Annotated in this window: 15 protein-coding genes and 1 tRNA gene; all 16 read left to right on the plus strand. The window is 65.2% G+C overall.

Features of this window, described 5'->3' with window-relative positions; translation table 11 throughout:
• A partial coding sequence (locus NF876_RS39985) for an EF-Tu C-terminal domain-related protein (RefSeq protein ID WP_507237402.1) occupies positions 1-131 on the plus strand: 131 nt, incomplete at its 5' end.
• 43 nt (positions 132-174) lie between these two features.
• Positions 175-251 (plus strand) — tRNA-Trp (locus NF876_RS39990).
• 164 nt (positions 252-415) lie between these two features.
• Positions 416-616, plus strand: coding sequence for a preprotein translocase subunit SecE (gene secE / locus NF876_RS39995; RefSeq protein ID WP_173945259.1), 201 nt, complete (start codon positions 416-418; stop codon positions 614-616).
• Between the two features lie 12 nt (positions 617-628).
• A complete protein-coding gene (gene nusG, locus NF876_RS40000; RefSeq protein WP_262273331.1) occupies positions 629-1,162 on the plus strand; it encodes a transcription termination/antitermination protein NusG in 534 nt (177 codons plus the stop codon).
• A gap of 170 nt (positions 1,163-1,332) precedes the next feature.
• Positions 1,333-1,761 carry a 50S ribosomal protein L11 gene (gene rplK / locus NF876_RS40005; RefSeq protein WP_262273332.1) on the plus strand — a complete coding sequence of 143 codons (429 nt, stop codon included), beginning with the start codon at positions 1,333-1,335 and terminating at the stop codon, positions 1,759-1,761.
• Positions 1,762-1,771: 10 nt separating this feature from the next.
• A complete protein-coding gene (gene rplA / locus NF876_RS40010; RefSeq protein WP_262273333.1) occupies positions 1,772-2,473 on the plus strand; it encodes a 50S ribosomal protein L1 in 702 nt (233 codons plus the stop codon).
• 186 nt (positions 2,474-2,659) lie between these two features.
• A complete protein-coding gene (locus NF876_RS40015) occupies positions 2,660-3,082 on the plus strand; it encodes a YciI family protein (protein WP_262273334.1) in 423 nt (140 codons plus the stop codon).
• Between the two features lie 48 nt (positions 3,083-3,130).
• The gene (locus NF876_RS40020) at positions 3,131-4,417 is read left to right on the plus strand and encodes an RNA polymerase sigma factor (protein ID WP_262273335.1); all 1,287 of its coding nucleotides are present in this window, start codon (positions 3,131-3,133) and stop codon (positions 4,415-4,417) included.
• A 584-nt stretch (positions 4,418-5,001) separates the two neighbouring features.
• Positions 5,002-5,520, plus strand: coding sequence for a 50S ribosomal protein L10 (gene rplJ, locus NF876_RS40025; protein WP_262273336.1), 519 nt, complete (start codon positions 5,002-5,004; stop codon positions 5,518-5,520).
• Positions 5,521-5,573: 53 nt separating this feature from the next.
• Positions 5,574-5,954 carry a 50S ribosomal protein L7/L12 gene (gene rplL, locus NF876_RS40030; protein WP_262273337.1) on the plus strand — a complete coding sequence of 127 codons (381 nt, stop codon included), beginning with the start codon at positions 5,574-5,576 and terminating at the stop codon, positions 5,952-5,954.
• A gap of 245 nt (positions 5,955-6,199) precedes the next feature.
• Complete coding sequence (rpoB, locus tag NF876_RS40035) at positions 6,200-10,330, plus strand: DNA-directed RNA polymerase subunit beta (RefSeq protein ID WP_262273338.1); 4,131 nt, start codon at positions 6,200-6,202, stop codon at positions 10,328-10,330.
• 112 nt (positions 10,331-10,442) lie between these two features.
• Positions 10,443-14,618 (plus strand): DNA-directed RNA polymerase subunit beta', encoded by a 4,176-nt coding sequence (gene rpoC, locus NF876_RS40040; protein WP_262273339.1) that lies wholly within the window; start codon positions 10,443-10,445, stop codon positions 14,616-14,618.
• 565 nt (positions 14,619-15,183) lie between these two features.
• Positions 15,184-15,555, plus strand: coding sequence for a 30S ribosomal protein S12 (gene rpsL / locus NF876_RS40045; RefSeq protein WP_009764294.1), 372 nt, complete (start codon positions 15,184-15,186; stop codon positions 15,553-15,555).
• A gap of 27 nt (positions 15,556-15,582) precedes the next feature.
• Positions 15,583-16,053, plus strand: coding sequence for a 30S ribosomal protein S7 (gene rpsG, locus NF876_RS40050; RefSeq protein ID WP_036358330.1), 471 nt, complete (start codon positions 15,583-15,585; stop codon positions 16,051-16,053).
• 19 nt (positions 16,054-16,072) lie between these two features.
• Positions 16,073-18,148 (plus strand): elongation factor G, encoded by a 2,076-nt coding sequence (gene fusA, locus NF876_RS40055; protein ID WP_262273340.1) that lies wholly within the window; start codon positions 16,073-16,075, stop codon positions 18,146-18,148.
• 45 nt (positions 18,149-18,193) lie between these two features.
• Positions 18,194-18,320: GTP-binding protein (locus tag NF876_RS40060; RefSeq protein WP_244627385.1), on the plus strand; the 127-nt coding region annotated here is incomplete at its 3' end.

Below are 18,320 nucleotides of genomic sequence, written 5' to 3' on the forward strand. Positions count from 1 at the left end.
TGCCGGGCGACAACATCACCATGGAAGTGGAGCTGATCGCTCCGATCGCCATGGAAGAGAAGCTGCGCTTCGCCATCCGCGAAGGCGGCCGTACCGTCGGCGCCGGCGTCGTCGCCGCCGTGATGGACTAACACCGATCCAGGTGGCGGGCTTCCGCCGCCTGTTGACCGCCGGAGGAGTGTAGCTCAATCGGCTAGAGCACCGGTCTCCAAAACCGGGGGTTGGGGGTTCGAGTCCCTCCACTCCTGCCAGCGGTCGACAAAGCGGGCGTTTTGCGCTAGAGAGGCGCCCCGTAGATGGTTTGAACAGGTGGCGCGAGGCTCGAAAAGCAGCCTCGCGCCCCTTCAATTTGGGCTCAAGCATGCCCATGGAGGACGTTCGCAGCCGCTCTCAAGGTGATGTGGACGTTAAGGAAATGGCGAAGACGAACCCGTTCGATTTCATACAGCAGGTCCGCTCGGAAGCCGCGAAGGTGACCTGGCCGACGCGCAAGGAGACCATGATCACGACCGCCATGGTGTTCGTGATGGTGGTGGTGGCCAGCCTGTTCTTCCTGGTCGTCGATCAGGCGATCGGCTGGGGTGTTCGCTCGGTGATCCTCGGGCTTGGCGGTTAAGAGGCGGATGCAATGACGAAGCGTTGGTACATCGTCCACGCCTATTCGAACTTCGAGAACAAGGTCGCCCAGTCGATCAAGGACCAGGCCGCGCAGCGCGGCCTCGAGGACAAGTTCGACGAGGTCATGGTCCCGACCGAGAAGGTCGTCGAGGTGCGCCGCGGCCGCAAGGTCGACACCGAGCGCAAGTTCTTCCCGGGCTACGTTCTGGTCAAGTGCGACCTGACCGACGAGGTCTATCACCTCATCAAGAATACCCCCAAGGTGACGGGCTTCCTGGGCGCCGACAAGTCCAAGCCGGTCCCGATCCCGGACCGGGAGGCCGAGCGGATCAAGGGCCAGGTGGCCGAGGGCGTCGACCACCCCAAGCCGTCCGTCAGCTTCGAGGTCGGCGAGCAGGTTCGCGTCTCCGACGGTCCGTTCGCCTCCTTCAACGGCGTGGTCGAGGAAGTCGACCATTCCCGGGCCCGCCTCAAGGTGGCGGTCTCCATTTTCGGCCGCGCCACGCCGGTCGAACTCGAATACGGCCAGGTCGAAAAGATCTGACCGGAGGGAAGTGGCACCTCGACGGTGCCGCTTTCCAGGCTCCCTGAGAGGAGCCTTCATCCGCGGGAGGTCTGCCCGGTCGCCAGCCGGGGGCAACAGGCCGCACCGCGATCTGCAACTGCCATTCCGCTCGGTTGGCGCCGGGCGGTTGGTCCATTGGGAGCAGTCCTATGGCAAAGAAAATCTCGGGCTACGTTAAGCTTCAAGTGCCCGCAGGCGCAGCCAACCCGTCGCCGCCGATCGGTCCGGCGCTCGGTCAGCGCGGCCTGAACATCATGGAATTCTGCAAGGCCTTCAACGCGAAGACCTCGCAGATGGAGAAGGGCACCCCGATCCCGGTGATCATCACCGCGTATCAGGATCGTTCCTTCACCTTCGAGATGAAGCAGCCCCCGGTCTCGTACTTCCTCAAGAAGGCCGCGAAGATCGACAAGGGTTCGCAGACCCCCGGCAAGGGCGGCAATGTCGGCCGCGTGACCCGCGACCAGATCCGCGAGATCGCCGAGAAGAAGATGGTCGATCTCAACTGCGACACCGTTGAATCCGCCATGGCCATGATCGAGGGCTCCGCGCGCTCGATGGGCATGGAAGTGGCGTAAGGAGGGCATGATGGCTGCAAACGAAGGAAAGCGCATCCGCGCCGCCCGCGAGGGCATCGAGGTCACCAAGCTCTACCCGATCCAGGACGCGGTGAAGCTGATCAAGGAACGCGCCAAGGCGAAGTTCGACGAGACCATCGAGATCTCGATGAATCTCGGCGTCGATCCCCGCCACGCCGACCAGATGGTCCGCGGCGTCTGCAACCTGCCGAACGGCTCCGGCCGGACGGTCCGGGTTGCCGTCTTCGCCCGTGGCGCCAAGGCCGATGAGGCCAAGGCGGCCGGTGCCGACGTGGTGGGCGCCGAGGACCTGTTTGAGGTCGTCAACGGCGGCACGATCGACTTCGACCGCTGCATCGCCACTCCCGACATGATGCCGCTGGTCGGCCGTCTCGGTAAGGTTCTGGGCCCGCGCGGCCTGATGCCGAACCCGAAGGTCGGAACGGTCACCATGGACGTGAAGGGCGCCGTCGAGGCCGCCAAGGGCGGCGCCGTCGAGTTCCGCGTCGAGAAGGCCGGCATCGTCCATGCCGGCATCGGCAAGGCCTCGTTCGACGAGGGCAAGCTGGTGGAGAACATCAAGGCGTTCGCCGATGCGGTCTCCCGCGCGAAGCCCACGGGCGCCAAGGGCACCTACATCCAGCGCGTCGCGATCTCCTCGACGATGGGCCCGGGCGTGAAGGTCGATCCCTCGTCGGTGATCGGCGGCTGATCAAGCCCATCCCCATGAAAACCGAGAAAGCCCGGCCCCTGCGCCGGGCTTTTTCTTTTCCGAGTCCCCTTTGCGGCCGTCCTGGTGCAAAAAAGTCTCCGCGGGTTGTCGATCCGGCCGATGCCCGTTCGTCGTAAGGGACAGGAGAGCCCGTGAGGCCTCCCTGGTTCACAAGGAGATGAGACGATGCGCGTGATGGTGTTGGTCAAGGCCACCGAGGACAGCGAAGCGGGCGTCATGCCCACGACCGAGCTTTTCGAGGCCATGGGCCGCTTCAACGAGGAGCTGGTCAAGGCCGGCGTTCTCCTGGCCGGGGACGGACTCAAGCCGTCCTCGCAGGGCAAGCGGGTCGCCTTCGACGGCCCGAGCCGCACCGTGATCGACGGGCCTTTCGCCGAAACGCGCGAACTCGTGGCCGGCTTCTGGGTCTGGGAGGTCAAGGACATGGCCGAGGCGGTCGAGTGGGTGAAGCGCTGCCCCAACCCGATGTTCGGCCCGAGCGAGATCGAGATCCGGCCCTTCTACGAGATGGCGGATTTCGGCGATGTCGTGACCCCGGACATCGCCGAGCGGGAAAAGCAGCTCCGTGCAAAGACTCCCGGGCTTTGAGCCCGTGGATGATCCGCCCGGACGTCCGGCGACCTCCTGCGTGAGACCATGACGGCCGCCGAGACCCACCGGGCGATCGAGGCGATCTTCCGGATCGAGCGGGCCAGGATCATCGCGGTCCTCGCCCGGATGACGCGCGACGTGGATCTGGCCGAGGAGCTGGCGCAGGACGCCTTCGTGACGGCCCTGGCCGAATGGCCGCGAGCCGGCATTCCGGCCAATCCCGGCGCCTGGATGACGGCCACGGCCAAGCGCCGGGCCATCGACCGGCTGCGGCGCGGCCGGATGCTCGCACGAAAGCACGCGGAGCTCGGCCGTGACCTGTCGGAATGGGACGAGACCGGCATCGAGGCGCTCGAGACCGCCCTGGACGACGATGTCGGGGACGAGCTGCTGGGCCTCGTCTTCACGGCCTGCCATCCGGTCCTGTCGCCCGACGCCCGCTCGGCTCTGACCCTGCGCCTGATCGGCGGGCTGACCACACAGGAAATCGCCCGCGCCTACCTGGCGAGCGAGGCCGCCATCGCCCAGCGCATCGTCCGGGCGAAGAGAGCCCTCGGCGAAGCGGGCCTGACCTTCGAGGTGCCGCGGGGCAGGGAGCGGCAGGAGCGCCTCGCCTCGGTCCTGGAGGTCGTCTACCTGATCTTCAACGAGGGCTATGCGGCGACGTCCGGGACAGATCTGACCCGCCCGACCCTCTGCGCCGAGGCCCAGCGCCTGGGCCGCATCCTGGCCGGCCTGGCACCCGACGAGCCCGAGGTCTTCGGCCTCCTGGCCCTCATGGAGATCCAGGCCTCGCGCCTGCCGGCCCGCCTTTCTCCGGACGGCCTGCCGGTCCCGCTGACCCGGCAGAACCGGGCCCGCTGGGACCGGCTCCTGATCCGGCGAGGCCTGGCCGCTCTGGAGCGCGCCGAAGCCCTGGGCGGCGCCGGAGGCCCCTATGCCCTTCAGGCCGCGCTCGCCGCCTGCCATGCCCGGGCGAACCGCCCGGAGGACACGGACTGGCGCAGGATTGCCGCCCTGTACGATGAGCTGCGCGCCGTGACGCCTTCGCCCGTGGTCGACCTCAACCGGGCGATCGCCCACAGCATGGCGTTCGGCCCGGAGGCCGGCCTGACGCTGCTGGACCTGATCGATCCCGCCGCCTTGCCCCGCTACGCCCCGCTGCCGGCCGCCCGGGGCGATGTCCTGCTCCGGGCCGGCCGGGCGGCCGAAGCCAGGGTTCAGTTCGAGCTTGCGGCGTCCTTGAGCGGCAACGAGCGCGAGAAGGCCTTCCTTCTCGAACGGGCAGCCCTGTGCCGGACGAGAGCGGCCGGCCCGACCGACGACGGGTGAGCCCTTCCTGATCCCGGGCGCCACCGTTCCCCTCTTGAAAGGGCCTTCCGGAGCCACCATATCGTTGCATTCTGAAGCCTTCGCCGTGGCCTCCCGGCTGCCCGCACGGGCGCGGACGGCCTGCGGAAACGACGTAACGTCAATTAGTTCCCCGACTCGGGAAAATTCCTCTTGGCAAATGCTTCAGAAAGGCTTAATAGAACGCGTTGAGTTTCCAACATAGGCCGAGGCTCCGCTTTTGCGTGGGCTTCTGGCTGCGAATCCGTCCCGGAGACGGGGCGGTGACAAGCCGGCGAGCCAAAGGGCGACCTTTGGCGCGTTCCGGCTATGTCCTGTCCGAGACTGCAGGTGCCGGCGAGCCGGTTTAATTCGAAAGGGCCTGCATAGACGGGGAAGCCGAGTTTGACACCTGTTCAACGCAGGTGAAGAGAGTCGGTTCGAACCATCTCACCCGGTGCGCCGCCAGGCGTCATTTGGGGGACAGGGCTTGCGAGAGCGTCGTTCAGGGATGCCCTCGGATGCAAGTCCGGGCCTTGAACGGCAAATGCAACCGGCGGACATATCCGCCAACCGGAGAGAGCCCAGTGGAAAGAGCAGCAAAGCGCGAGCTCGTCTCGACTCTCAACGACGTGTTTAGCACCACGAGCGTTGTCGTCGTCGCCCACTATGCTGGTCTCACGGTCGCCGACATGCAGAAGCTGCGCGCGCAGATGAAGCAGGCCGGCGCCACCGTGAAGGTCGCAAAAAACAGCCTCGCCAAAATCGCTCTCGAAGGCAAGGACGTCGCGTCCATTTCGGGCCTCATGAAAGGTCCGACCCTGATCGCTTACTCGAGCGATCCGGTCGCGGCGCCCAAGGTCGCTGTTGATTTCGCCAAGGCTAACGAGAAACTCGTGATCCTCGGCGGCGCAATGGGAACGACCGCCCTGAACGTGGACGGAGTGAAGGCGCTTGCCACCCTTCCGTCCCTCGACGAACTGCGCGGCAAGCTGGTCGGCCTTATCCAGGCTCCGGCTACGAAGATCGCTCAGCTCAGCACTGCGCCGGCGGCGAAGCTCGCCCGCGTGTTCGGGGCCTATGCCAAGACAGGCGAAGCGGCGTGAGGCCGTAACCTCAACCATCAAACCGTTCGAACTGAACTTTAAGGAACTAAGAAATGGCTGATCTTGCCAAGCTCGTTGACGATCTGTCGTCGCTGACCGTTCTCGAGGCCGCCGAGCTCTCGAAGATGCTCGAAGAGAAGTGGGGCGTTTCCGCCGCTGCGGCTGTTGCCGTCGCGGCTGCTCCGGGCGCCGGTGGCGCTGGCGCCGCTCCGGCCGAAGAGCAGACCGAGTTCACGGTCGTCCTGGCTGCTGCCGGCGACAAGAAGATCGAGGTCATCAAGGAAGTCCGTGGCATCACGGGCCTGGGCCTGAAGGAAGCCAAGGACCTCGTCGAAGGTGCGCCGAAGCCCGTCAAGGAAGGCGTTTCCAAGGACGAAGCCGAGAAGATCAAGGCGACCCTCGAGAAGGTCGGCGCCAAGGTCGAGCTTAAGTAATTTTGCGGCCCGTCAGGGCTGCAGGGTTGCCCCCGAGATATCGGGGCTCAAAAACACGCGGTCCCAGGCAATTTCGCTTGGGGCCGTTGTGTCGTCAAAGAGGCCGGGCTTCCTTGACGGCGTTTTGGAAGGGCTCCCCGCGAGCCCGGATTGGTTCGAAAAACCGGCGCTTTTCGCCGGGCGGCTAATCGAGAAGCCTGACCCTCCGGGGTTCTCGATTAGCCGTGTAGAGGAACGAGGTCCAGATGGCCAACACACTGATCGGCCGGAAGCGCATTCGCAAGTTCTTCGGGAAAATCAAGGAAGTGGCGGAGATGCCGAACCTGATCGAGGTTCAGAAGGCATCCTACGACCAGTTCCTGATGGTCGAAGAGCCAAAGGGTGGCCGGCCGGAAGAGGGCTTGCAAGCCGTCTTCAAATCGGTTTTCCCGATTTCGGACTTTTCGAATACCGCCCTGCTCGAATTCGTGAAGTACACGTTCGAGCCGCCGAAATACGACGTGGACGAGTGCCGTCAGCGGGGCATGACCTTCGCTGCGCCGCTCAAGGTCACGCTGCGCCTCATCGTGTTCGATGTGGACCCGGACACCGGCGCCCGCTCCGTGAAGGACATCAAGGAGCAGGACGTCTACATGGGCGACATGCCGCTCATGACGGATAACGGCACCTTCATCGTGAACGGCACCGAGCGCGTCATCGTGTCTCAGATGCACCGCTCTCCGGGCGTGTTCTTCGACCACGACAAGGGCAAGACGCACTCCTCGGGCAAGCTGCTGTTCGCCGCCCGCATCATCCCGTATCGCGGGTCCTGGCTCGACATCGAGTTCGACGCCAAGGACATCGTCTATGCGCGCATCGACCGCAAGCGCAAGATCCCGGCCACGTCGCTGCTCTACGCCCTGGGCCTCGACGGGGAGGAGATCCTCAACACCTTCTACAACCACGTCATCTACACCCGGGACGGCGACGCCTGGTCGGTGCCGTTCGACGCCGAGCGCATGAAGGGCTTCAAGGCTTCCGTCGACCTGGTCGACGCCAAGTCCGGCGAGGTCGTGCTCGAGGCCGGCAAGAAGCTGACGGCGCGCGCCGCCCGCCAGCTCGCCGAGAAGGGCCTCAAGAACCTGCGTGCCTCGGACGAGGACCTCTACGGCCAGTACATCGGCGAAGATCTCGTGAACCCCTCCACCGGCGAGATCTACGCCGAGGCGGGCGACGAGATCACCGAGAAGCTGCTGAAGGGCCTGGAGGATGCCGGGTTCACCGAGATCCCGGTGCTCGACATCGACCACGTCACGGTCGGCCCGTACATCCGCAACACCCTCGCCATCGACAAGGCTTCCTCCCGCGAGGACGCCCTGTTCGACATCTATCGCGTCATGCGTCCGGGCGAGCCGCCGATCCTCGAGACGGCGGAGGCCATGTTCAACTCGCTGTTCTTCGATCCCGAGCGCTACGACCTCTCGGCGGTCGGCCGCGTGAAGATGAACATGCGCCTCGACCTCGACGCCGAGGACACCGTGCGCACCCTGCGCCGCGAGGACATCCTGGCGGTCACGAAGGCGCTCGTGGACCTGCGCGACGGCAAGGGCGAGATCGACGACATCGACCACCTCGGCAACCGCCGCGTGCGTTCGGTCGGCGAGCTCATGGAGAACCAGTACCGTCTGGGTCTTCTCCGGATGGAGCGCGCGATCAAGGAGCGCATGTCGTCCGTCGACATCGACACGGTCATGCCGCAGGACCTGATCAACGCGAAGCCGGCGGCCGCCGCCGTGCGCGAGTTCTTCGGCTCCTCGCAGCTCTCGCAGTTCATGGACCAGACGAACCCGCTCTCGGAAGTCACGCACAAGCGTCGCCTTTCGGCCCTGGGCCCGGGTGGTCTGACCCGCGAGCGCGCCGGCTTCGAGGTCCGCGACGTGCACCCGACGCACTATGGCCGCATCTGCCCGATCGAGACGCCGGAAGGCCCGAATATCGGTCTGATCAACTCGCTCGCGACCTTCGCCCGCGTCAACAAGTACGGCTTCATCGAGACGCCGTTCCGCCGCGTGCGCGACAGCCGCGTGACGGACGAGGTGATCTACCTCTCCGCCATGGAGGAGGCGAAGTACAACATCGCCCAGGCCAACTCGCCGCTCGACGAACAGGGTACCCTGACGGAAGAGCTCGTGATCTGCCGCCGCGCCGGTGAGAACATCGTGGCGGCTCCCGATCGCGTCGACCTGATGGAAGTCTCGCCGAAGCAGCTCGTGTCGGTCGCCGCCGCGCTCATCCCGTTCCTCGAGAACGACGACGCGAACCGCGCCCTCATGGGCTCGAACATGCAGCGCCAGGCCGTGCCTCTGGTCCAGGCCGACGCTCCGTTCGTCGGCACCGGCATGGAGGCCGTCGTGGCCCGGGACTCGGGCGCCGCCATCGCGGCCCGCCGTACCGGCGTGGTCGACCAGGTGGACGCGACCCGTATCGTCATCCGTGCGACGGAGAACACCGATCCGACCCGTCCGGGCGTCGACATCTACCGCCTGCAGAAGTTCCAGCGCTCCAACCAGTCGACCTGCATCACGCAGAAGCCGCTGGTGCGCGCCGGCGACCTCGTCCGCAAGGGCGACATCATCGCCGACGGTCCCTCGACCGAATACGGCGAGCTGGCGCTCGGCCGGAACGTGCTCGTCGCGTTCATGCCCTGGAACGGCTACAACTTCGAAGACTCGATCCTGCTGTCCGAGCGGATCGTGAAGGAAGACGTCTTCACCTCGATCCACATCGAGGAGTTCGAAGTGATGGCCCGCGACACGAAGCTGGGTCCCGAGGAAATCACGCGCGACATTCCGAACGTTTCGGAAGAGGCGCTGAAGAACCTCGACGAAGCCGGCATCGTGTATATCGGCGCCGAGGTCCATGCGGGCGACATCCTGGTCGGCAAGATCACCCCGAAGGGCGAGAGCCCGATGACGCCGGAAGAGAAGCTTCTGCGCGCCATCTTCGGCGAGAAGGCCTCCGACGTCCGCGACACCTCGCTGCGCGTGCCCCCGGGCGTGACCGGCACCATCGTGGAAGTCCGCGTCTTCAACCGCCACGGCGTCGACAAGGACGAGCGCGCCCAGGCCATCGAGCGCGAGGAGATCGAGCGTCTCGCCAAGGACCGCGACGACGAGCAGGCGATCCTCGACCGCAACACCTATGCGCGCCTGGCCGAGATCCTCTCGGGCCGGAGCGCCGTTGCGGGCCCGAAGGGCTTCAAGAAGGACACGCAGATCAGCCGCGAGCTCCTCAACGAGTACCCGCGGTCGCAGTGGTGGCAGTTCGCGGTCGAAGACGATGCTCTGATGACCGAGATCGAGGCCATGCAGAAGCAGTACGACGAGTCGAAGAAGCGCCTCGAGCAGCGCTTCCTCGACAAGGTCGAGAAGCTGCAGCGCGGCGACGAGCTGCCTCCGGGCGTCATGAAGATGGTCAAGGTCTTCGTGGCGGTGAAGCGCAAGATCCAGCCCGGCGACAAGATGGCCGGCCGCCATGGCAACAAGGGTGTCGTGTCGCGGATCGTGCCGATCGAGGACATGCCGTTCCTGGAGGACGGCACCCACGCGGACATCGTGCTCAACCCGCTCGGCGTGCCGAGCCGCATGAACGTCGGCCAGATCCTCGAGACGCACCTGGGCTGGGCCGCCGCGGGTCTCGGCAAGCAGGTCGCGCAGGCCGTCGACGCCTACATGAAGTCGGGCAAGTCGCAGGGCCTGCGGGAGCAGCTCGTGTCGATCTACGGCCACATGCCGGAGATCGACGAGGCCTCGGACGAGGAGCTCGTCGAGCTCGGCAACAAGCTGCGCCGCGGTGTCCCGTTCGCCACGCCCGTCTTCGACGGCGCGAAGGAGGCGGATATCGAGGCCATGCTGGAGAAGGCCGGTCTCAACCCGTCCGGTCAGGTGACGCTCTATGACGGACGCACGGGCGAGCCGTTCGACCGCAAGGTGACCGTGGGCTACATCTACATGCTGAAGCTCCACCACCTCGTGGACGACAAGATCCACGCCCGCTCCATCGGCCCCTACAGCCTCGTCACCCAGCAGCCGCTGGGCGGCAAGGCCCAGTTCGGCGGCCAGCGCTTCGGCGAAATGGAGGTCTGGGCTCTGGAAGCTTACGGCGCCGCCTACACGCTGCAGGAAATGCTCACGGTCAAGTCGGACGACGTGGCTGGCCGCACGAAGGTCTACGAGGCCATCGTGCGCGGCGACGACACCTTCGAGTCGGGCATCCCGGAGAGCTTCAACGTTCTCGTGAAGGAAATGCGTTCGCTCGGCCTGAACGTGGAGCTGACCAACTCCAAGCGCGCCGCCAACGAGGCGGAGCAGCTGCCTCCGTCCGAGGCGGCGGAATAAGCGCGCCCCAGGCGCCTCAAGTTTGACGTTCGGCCGCGGCTTTCCTGCCGCGGCCCCATGCAATTGCCGGTGAGGGTGCTTATGTAAGCGCCCTTCAGCCCAGGAGACGGCGATGAATCAAGAGGTCATGAATCTCTTCAACCAGACGGCCCAGCCGCAGAGCTTCGATCAGATCAAGATCTCGATCGCGAGCCCTGAGAAGATTCTGTCCTGGTCCTACGGCGAGATCAAGAAGCCGGAGACCATCAACTACCGTACGTTCAAGCCCGAGCGCGACGGCTTGTTCTGCGCGCGCATCTTCGGTCCCATCAAGGACTACGAGTGCCTGTGCGGCAAGTACAAGCGCATGAAGTACAAGGGCGTCATCTGCGAGAAGTGCGGCGTCGAGGTGACGCTGGCCCGCGTCCGTCGCGACCGCATGGGCCACATCGAGCTCGCCGCGCCCGTCGCGCACATCTGGTTCCTGAAGTCTCTGCCGAGCCGCATCGGTCTGCTGCTCGACATGACCCTGAAGGATCTGGAGCGCATCCTCTATTTCGAGTCCTACATCGTCGTCGATGCGGGCCTGACCCCTCTCAAGGACCGTCAGCTCCTCACCGAGGAGGAGTACATCCGTGCTCAGGACGAGTACGGCGAGGACTCGTTCACGGCCATGATCGGCGCCGAGGCGATCCGCCGGATCCTGCAGGAGCTCGACCTCGAGAAGACCGCGCAGGAGATCCGCGAGGAAATCGCCGTCACCACGTCCGAGCTGAAGCCCAAGAAGCTCATGAAGCGCCTCAAGATCATCGAGGCGTTCGTCCAGTCGGGCAACAAGCCGGAATGGATGATCATGACGGTCGTGCCGGTGATCCCGCCGGACCTGCGTCCGCTGGTGCCGCTCGATGGCGGCCGCTTCGCGACCTCGGACCTGAACGACCTCTACCGCCGCGTCATCAACCGCAACAACCGCCTGAAGCGCCTGATGGAGCTGCGTGCGCCGGACATCATCGTCCGCAACGAGAAGCGCATGCTCCAGGAGGCCGTCGACGCCCTGTTCGACAACGGCCGCCGCGGCCGCGTCATCACGGGCGCCAACAAGCGTCCGCTGAAGTCGCTCGCCGACATGCTGAAGGGCAAGCAGGGCCGCTTCCGCCAGAACCTCCTCGGCAAGCGCGTCGACTACTCGGGCCGTTCGGTCATCGTGGTCGGTCCGGAGCTCAAGCTGCACCAGTGCGGCCTGCCGAAGAAGATGGCGCTCGAGCTGTTCAAGCCGTTCATCTACGCCAAGCTCGACGCGCGCGGCCTGTCGGCCACCGTCAAGCAGGCGAAGAAGCTCGTCGAGAAGGAGAAGCCGGAAGTCTGGGACATCCTGGACGAGGTCATCCGCGAGCACCCGGTGCTCCTGAACCGCGCCCCGACGCTCCACCGCCTCGGCATCCAGGCTTTCGAGCCCACCCTCATCGAGGGCAAGGCGATCCAGCTGCACCCGCTCGTCTGCGCCGCGTTCAACGCGGACTTCGACGGTGACCAGATGGCCGTCCACGTGCCGCTCTCGCTCGAGGCCCAGCTCGAGGCCCGCGTGCTGATGATGTCGACGAACAACATCCTGCACCCGGCCAATGGTCAGCCGATCATCGTGCCGTCGCAGGACATCGTTCTCGGCCTCTACTATCTCTCCATCGTGTCGGACGGCCAGCCCGGTCAGGGCAAGGCCTTCGCCGACATGGGCGAGATCGAGCACGCCCTCAACGAGAAGGTCATCACGCTCCACACCAAGATCCGCTACCGCTGGGAAGGCCTCGGCGAGGATGGGAAGCCGGTCTCCAAGATCGTCGACACCACCCCCGGCCGCGTGATGCTCTCACGTCTCCTGCCCAAGCATCCGGCCCTGTCCTTCGACGTCGTGAACAAGCTCATGACCAAGAAGGAGATCTCCAACATGATCGATGCCGTCTACCGGCATTGCGGTCAGAAGGAGTCGGTGATCTTCTGTGATCGCATCATGGGCCTCGGGTTCTACAACGCGTTCCGCGCCGGCATCTCGTTCGGCAAGGACGACATGGTGATCCCGGAGAACAAGTGGCAGATCGTCGAGGAGACCCGTGCCCTCGCGAAGGACTACGAGCAGCAGTACCAGGACGGCCTCATCACCCAGGGCGAGAAGTACAACAAGGTTGTCGACGCCTGGGCGAAGTGCTCGGACCGCCTGGCTGCCGAGATGATGAACCGTATCTCGACGGTCCAGAAGGACGATCAGGGCCGCGACAAGCCGGTCAACTCGATCTACATGATGTCCCACTCGGGCGCCCGTGGATCGCCGGCCCAGATGAAGCAGCTCGCGGCCATGCGCGGCCTCATGGCCAAGCCGTCGGGCGAGATCATCGAGACGCCGATCATCTCGAACTTCAAGGAAGGCCTCGACGTTCTCGAGTATTTCAACTCGACCCACGGCGCCCGCAAGGGCCTGGCCGACACCGCGCTCAAGACGGCGAACTCGGGCTACCTGACCCGCCGCCTCGTCGACGTGGCCCAGGACGCAGTCATCCGTGAGCCGGATTGCGGCACCGAGAAGGGCATCAAGATGCGGGCCATCATCGACGCCGGCCAGGTGGTCGCGTCGCTGGCCTCCCGCATCCTGGGCCGTTCGACGGCCGAGGACCTGGTGGCCCAGGACGGCTCGGTGATCGTTCCCAAGGGGACGATGATCGAGGAGCATCACCTCGAGGCGATCGGCGCTGCCGGCATCCAGGAGGTGAAGATCCGCTCCGTGCTGGTCTGCGAGTCGAAGAACGGCGTCTGCGCCACCTGCTACGGCCGCGACCTGGCCCGGGGCACCCCGGTCAACCACGGCGAGGCGGTGGGCGTCATCGCGGCGCAGTCCATCGGCGAGCCGGGCACGCAGCTCACCATGCGCACCTTCCACATCGGCGGTGCCGCCCAGATCGCCGACTCGTCCTTCATCGAGTCGAGCTTCGAGGGCAAGATCGGGTTCCGCAACAAGAACATTGCGCGCAACTCCGACGGCGACCTCGTGGTCATGGGCCGCAACGTGGCTGTCGTGATCATCGGCCAGGACGGCGCCGAGCGGGCGGTTCACCGCCTGCAATACGGCTCGCGCCTGAAGGTCGACGAGGGCGACACGATCAAGCGTGGCCAGCGCATCGCCGAGTGGGACCCGTATTCCCGTCCGATCCTCACGGAGATCGACGGGACGGTGGGCTACGAGGACCTGGTGGACGGCGCGTCCATGATCGAGTCCATGGACGAGTCGACGGGCATCGCCAAGCGCGTGGTCATCGACTGGCGCGGTTCTCCCCGCACGGCCGACCTGCGTCCGGCGGTGGTGATCCAGGGCGCCGGCGGGAAGGTGGCCAAGGTCGCCCGCGGCGGCGACGCGCGCTACCTGCTGCCCGTGGACGCGATCCTGGCGGTCGATCCCGGTTCGAAGGTCAAGGCCGGCGACATCCTGGCCCGCGTCTCGACCGAGAGCGCCAAGACCCGCGACATCACGGGCGGTCTGCCGCGCGTGGCGGAGCTGTTCGAAGCCCGTCGTCCGAAGGATGCGGCCATCATTGCGGAGAAGTCCGGCACGATCCAGTTCGGTCGCGACTACAAGAGCAAGCGTCGCCTGACGCTGAACCCGCACGATGGCTCCGAGCCGGTGGAGTACCTGATCCCGAAGGGCAAGCACATCCACCTGCAGGACGGCGACGTGGTCGAGGTCGGCGACTTCATCGTCGACGGCAACCCGGCGCCCCACGACATCCTGGCGATCAAGGGCGTCGAGGAGCTGGCGGCCTATCTGGTGAACGAGATCCAGGAGGTCTACCGCCTCCAGGGCGTGCTCATCAACGACAAGCACATCGAGGTGATCGTTCGCCAGATGCTGCAGAAGGTCGAGATCACCGAGGGCGGCGATTCCGAGCTGCTCACCGGCGAGCAGGTCGATCGCCTCGAGTTCGAGGAGATCAACGAGCGTCTCGTGGCCGAGAAGAAGAAGCCCGCCGAAGGCGTGCCGGTTCTGCTCGGCATCACCAAGGCCTCGCTGCAGACCCGCTCGTTCATCTCGGCCGCGTCCTTCCAGGAGACCACCCGCGTCCTCACGGAGGCGGCGGTCAACGGCAAGGTCGACACTCTCGAAGGCCTCAAGGAGAACGTCATCGTCGGCAGCCTGATCCCGGCCGGCACCGGCGCGCTCACCGCCCAGGTCAAGGCCGTCGCGACCCATCGCGACGAGCTGATCCTGCAGCAGAAGCGCTCCGAGTCCCAGGCCCAGGTCAGCGAGCTGCCGCCGGCGGCCGAGTAAGGCTCCAGACGTTCGGCAAGATTGGAAAGGCCGCCTCCGGGCGGCCTTTTCGATTCCGGGAGGCCGGCCCCCTGACAAGCTTGGCGGCTTGCCCGGCCCTGTCGGCGGAACGGCCAGGGCAGGGCAGCCCGGCTGCCGGGACAAGACCCTTGCGCCGACCGGTTTGACCCCCACATGAAGAACAAGCCCGGCGACGAGCCCTCCCGGTCGGTTCCTTTCCGATTGGTTAGCGGAAACCTGTTGACTTTCCGCGACTCGGGCGCTAGAGAGACCGGACTTTCCGGCTGGCCGTAGGTTTTCGCCAGTCGAAGCGCCTAGCTTCGACCGATGCCACCTAAACGCTGCCGAACTCAACCTTGACTGACACTTGTCAGATTTAGGGCACGACCGCGGTAAAAAAGATCGTGGTCCTCTGCAATCGCACCGCGCCAGGGGCTTATCCCAAGTCAATGGCGTGGCTTCGCTTTGTGCAACCCAAAAGGTCCGCAGAAGCGAGGCGCAGCGTTCAACCGTTGAAGACACTCAGAAGGCCACCGGGTCGGTGGCTGGTGAAAGAGGGCACAGGATGCCAACGATCTCTCAGCTGATCCGCAAGCCGCGGACGGCGCAAAAGAGCCGGAACAAGGTCCCCGCGCTTGAGGCCTGCCCGCAGAAGCGCGGCGTGTGCACGCGCGTTTACACGACGACCCCGAAGAAGCCGAACTCGGCTCTGCGTAAGGTCGCCAAGGTTCGTCTGACGAACGGGTTCGAAGTCATCGGGTACATCCCGGGCGAAGGTCACAACCTTCAGGAGCACTCCGTGGTCATGATCCGCGGCGGCCGCGTGAAGGACCTTCCGGGTGTCCGTTATCACATCCTCCGCGGTGTTCTCGACACCCAGGGCGTGAAGAATCGTAAGCAGCGCCGTTCGAAGTACGGCGCGAAGCGGCCGAAGTAAGCCGTCAACCGTTATTGAGGTCAGCTCATGTCCCGCCGCCACAGCGCCGAAAAGCGTGAGATCATCCCGGATCCGAAGTTCGGGGATATCGTCGTCACCAAGTTCATGAACTCCATCATGTACGACGGCAAGAAGTCCGCTGCCGAGAGCATCGTCTACGGTGCCTTCGACAGCATCGAGAGCCGCGCCAAGGCGAACCCGCTCGAGGTCTTCAAGCAGGCCCTCGACAACGTCGCCCCGGCGATCGAGGTGCGCTCCCGCCGCGTCGGCGGCGCCACCTACCAGGTCCCGGTCGAGGTTCGTGCCGAGCGCCGCCAGGCTCTCGCGATCCGCTGGATCATCCAGGCCGCCCGCGGCCGCAACGACAAGACCATGGTCGAGCGCCTGTCCGCCGAGCTGCTCGACGCATCCAACAACCGCGGCAATGCCGTGAAGAAGCGCGAAGACACCCACCGTATGGCGGAAGCCAACCGTGCGTTCTCGCATTACCGCTGGTAACGGCCTGAGGAGCTGAGCGATGCCCCGCACGCACGCGATTGAGGACTACCGCAATTTCGGCATCATGGCCCACATCGATGCCGGCAAGACCACCACGACCGAGCGCATCCTGTACTACACCGGTAAGTCCCACAAGATCGGTGAAGTGCACGAGGGTGCCGCCACCATGGACTGGATGGAGCAGGAGCAGGAGCGTGGCATCACGATCACGTCCGCTGCCACCACCTGCTTCTGGAACGGCAAGCGCCTGAACATCATCGACACCCCCGGCCACGTCGACTTCACCATCGAGGTCGAGCGTTCGCTGCGCGTGCTCGACGGCGCCGTCTGCGTTCTCGACGGCAACCAGGGCGTCGAGCCCCAGACCGAGACCGTCTGGCGCCAGGCCGACAAGTACGACGTTCCGCGTATCGTGTTCGTCAACAAGATGGACAAGACCGGCGCCGACTTCTTCAAGTGCGTGGCCGACATCATCGACCGCGTGGCCGGCAAGCCCGTCTGCCTTCAGCTGCCGATCGGCGCCGAGAGCAACTTCCAGGGCGTGATCGACCTCATCAAGATGAAGGCGATCGTCTGGAACGGCGAGGCTCTGGGCGCTTCCTTCAGCGAGGAAGAGATCCCGGCCGACCTGCAGGACCAGGCCGTCGAGTATCGCGGCAAGCTGATCGAAGCGGCCGTCGAGATGGACGACGAGGCCATGATGGCCTACCTGGACGGCCAGGAGCCGGACGAGGCGACCCTGCGTCGCCTGGTTCGTACCGCCGTGCAGCGTCGCGCGTTCCACCCGGTTCTCTGCGGATCGGCGTTCAAGAACAAGGGCGTTCAGCCGCTCCTCGACGCGGTCGTCGACTTCCTGCCGTCCCCGGTCGACCGTGGCGCGGTGGAAGGCATCGACTTCAAGACCGAGGAAGAGACCGTCCGCAAGCCGTCCGACGAGGACGCGTTCGCCATGCTCGCCTTCAAGATCATGGACGATCCCTTCGTGGGCACGATCACCTTCTGCCGCGTGTATTCGGGCAAGGTCGAGGCCGGTTCCTCGATCCTCAACTCGACCCGCGACAAGAAGGAGCGCGTCGGCCGCATGCTGCTCATGCATGCGAACAACCGCGAGGACATCAAGGAGGCTTATGCCGGCGACATCGTCGCCCTGGCCGGCCTCAAGGACGTCCGTACCGGCGACACGCTCTGCGACCCGAACAAGGCCGTGATCCTGGAGCGCATGGAGTTCCCGGAGCCGGTCATCGAGATCGCGATCGAGCCGAAGTCCAAGGCCGACCAGGAGAAGCTGGGCCTCGCCCTCTCGAAGCTGGCCGCCGAGGACCCGTCCTTCCGCGTCTCGACCGACCAGGAGTCGGGCCAGACGATCCTGAAGGGCATGGGCGAGCTTCACCTCGACATCAAGGTCGACATTCTCCGTCGGACCTACAAGGTCGATGCGAATATCGGCGCTCCGCAGGTCGCCTACCGTGAGACGATCACGAAGAAGGCCGAGATCGACTACACCCACAAGAAGCAGACCGGCGGTACGGGCCAGTTCGCTCGCGTGAAGCTGGTCGTCCAGCCGAACGAGCAGGGTGCGGGCTTCTCCTTCGAGTCGAAGATCGTCGGCGGCGCGGTTCCGAAGGAATACATCCCGGGCGTCGAAAAGGGCCTCCAGTCGGTCGTGGGCGCTGGCGTGATCGCCGGCTTCCCGGTGGTCGACCTCAAGGTCGAACTCGTCGACGGCGCCTTCCACGAAGTCGACTCGTCGGCCCTGGCCTTCGAAATCGCTTCTCGCGCCGCTCTCCGCGAGGCCCTCCAGAAGGGCGGATCGGTTCTGCTCGAGCCGGTGATGAAGGTCGAGGTCGTGACCCCCGAGGACTACACGGGTTCGGTCATCGGCGACCTCAACTCCCGTCGTGGCCAGATCCAGGGCCAGGACATGCGCGGCAACGCCGTGGTCATCAACGCGATGGTCCCGCTCGCCAACATGTTCGGCTACGTGAACACCCTGCGCTCCATGAGCCAGGGCCGGGCCAACTACACGATGCAGTTCGACCACTACGAGCAGGTGCCGTCGAACGTGGCTGCCGAGGTTCAGGCGAAGTACGCCTGAACCCACTAAGCGAATATTTGAACGATCAAAGGAACGGGTGCCACGATGGCGAAGGAAAAGTTTCAGCGCAATAAGCCGCACTGCAACATTGGGACGATTGGTCACGTGGACCATGGCAAGACGTCCCTGACGGCGGCGATCACGAAGGTTCTGGCGGAGTCGGGCGGGGCGA

The organism is Microvirga yunnanensis, assembly GCF_025460875.1.